Source organism: Armatimonas sp., from assembly GCF_043760365.1.
In the GTDB taxonomy this organism is placed as follows: Bacteria; Armatimonadota; Armatimonadia; order Armatimonadales; family Armatimonadaceae; genus Armatimonas.
In genome coordinates, this window is the sequence record NZ_JAYUPA010000584.1 from 1 (window position 1) to 1,537 (window position 1,537).

The 1,537-nt window shown below is 59.6% G+C and carries 3 protein-coding genes; 2 read left to right on the top strand and 1 reads right to left on the bottom strand.

The window, feature by feature from the left end; translation table 11 throughout:
* Together ACH2EH_RS13280 and ACH2EH_RS13285 are read left to right on the top strand one after the other, a co-directional pair.
* The coding region (locus ACH2EH_RS13280) for a LuxR C-terminal-related transcriptional regulator (RefSeq protein ID WP_395142414.1) at positions 1-555 on the top strand (555 nt) is incomplete at its 5' end.
* Between the two features lie 69 nt (positions 556-624).
* On the top strand, positions 625-1,323 hold the full coding sequence (locus ACH2EH_RS13285) for a penicillin-binding transpeptidase domain-containing protein (RefSeq protein ID WP_395142416.1): 699 nt from the start codon (positions 625-627) through the stop codon (positions 1,321-1,323).
* Here ACH2EH_RS13285 and ACH2EH_RS13290 read toward each other — a convergent pair.
* A partial coding sequence (locus tag ACH2EH_RS13290; RefSeq protein WP_395142418.1) for a hypothetical protein occupies positions 1,317-1,537 on the bottom strand: 221 nt, incomplete at its 5' end. The two genes, ACH2EH_RS13285 and ACH2EH_RS13290, sit on opposite strands and share 7 nt — an antisense overlap.

A 1,537-nucleotide genomic window follows, 5' to 3' on the forward strand; every position in this document is an offset into this window, starting at 1 on the left:
GGGATTGTCACGCCGCTGATCGAGAGCGGGAGTCGCCGTGTGATCGGGGTAATCTCGATGCTCTCCTACACCGAAGGTGTCTACGACGACGAAACTTGCCGGTTTCTCGAAGGACTCGCCGAAATTCTGGTAACGGCACTTGCAAGAGAGCGAGAAGACCAGGAGCGGCGCAAGCGCTTTGGAGGGGCCGAGCCCTGCGAGCCACCCGTCACACAAACCCTGCGCCGCCTCCGTCGCCAAACTGAGGCGCTGCGACTTGCGTACCCTGAGCTGCAAGAGCCGCTGGAGCGCCTCTGCCAGACCATTGCCCAAGCCCAGACCGAGACGGCGGAGCTTCTGATCGCCCAGACTACGCAAAACGACCCACTGGCTGGGCTGACCCAGCGCGAGCGTGAGATTGCGCTGCTGCTTATCGAGCCACTGACCTATGCCGAGCTTGGAGAAAAACTGAGTATCTCCGAGAAAACGGTCAAGACGCACGCTGCGGATTTAATCCGGAAACTGGATGCCGGCGGACGGAGCGGGGTGCGCCAGCTACTGCTTGGGAGTAGATAAAGCTCCGCCTTGAGCTGATGCGGAAGCGCTCGTTCGCACCGTATTCTTGAGGCGGAAGGAATAACAATCATGCGTGAGCTATTCGACAAAGATTTCCCCGGCGTGGGTGGGGGAGCGATGACAATCAAAGGGAGCAAGATTACCCGCTGGGGAACCGGTCTGGATCAGCGTGTCGTGCCGTGCTCGACCTTTAAGATCGTCTTGGCACACCTCGCACTGGAGGCAAAGCTCGTAAAAAGTACCGAGGAGATTTGGAAGTTTTCGGGCAAGAAGTCAGGGCGCGTCGAGTGGGATCGGGATCTGTGCTTGCGGACGGCACTAGAAACGTCGTCGGAGTGGTATTTTCAGGAAGTGGCACGAAAGCTAGGGGCAGAGCGGCTACGTGCGGGAGTAAAGAAGCTCGGTTACGGCAGCGGCTGGAGCGGCAAGACTCCTGCAAGCGCTTGGCACGACGGCACGATCACCATCTCACCGATGGAGCATGTTTTGGTAATGCAGCGGCTCAGCGCGGGCACCTGGCCCTTCCCCGCTCCGATTCAGACATCCGTAAAGAAATGCCTTGCCTACCCCGTGGATGGCGATGTTCAGCTTTGGGGAAAGACGGGCTCCTCGGAAAAGGGCAAAGAGGGGAGAGCTTTAGGATGGTATGTGGGAGCGTTTCTACGTGACGGTGAGGCGACATCTTTTGCGATTCTGCGCCACGCCTCCGATGCCCTCGGGCCACGGGTGCGTGACGAGCTTGTCAAGCGCCTCGCTACCCACTACTGAACAGCTTCGGCGGCGGTTTGCTCCCACTCGTCCATCCTAGCTTCCAGTGCATTGCTGAGCCGCGTGTGCTCCGCTGCCTGCGCGATGGCATCACCTAAGCCCGATGCCAGTGCAGACTCAACCGTGGCAAGCGCGGTCTCTAGTTTGCTGATCTCTTCCTCAAGGGCGGCGACGCGCTTCTGGAGCCGAGCCCGCTCTTTGGAGAGCTGAAAGG

Excerpts from the sequence above, each read along its gene's own strand:
- ACH2EH_RS13285 (WP_395142416.1), top strand. The coding sequence starts at position 625 with ATGCGTGAGCTATTCGACAAAGATTTCCCCGGCGTGGGTGGGGGAGCG.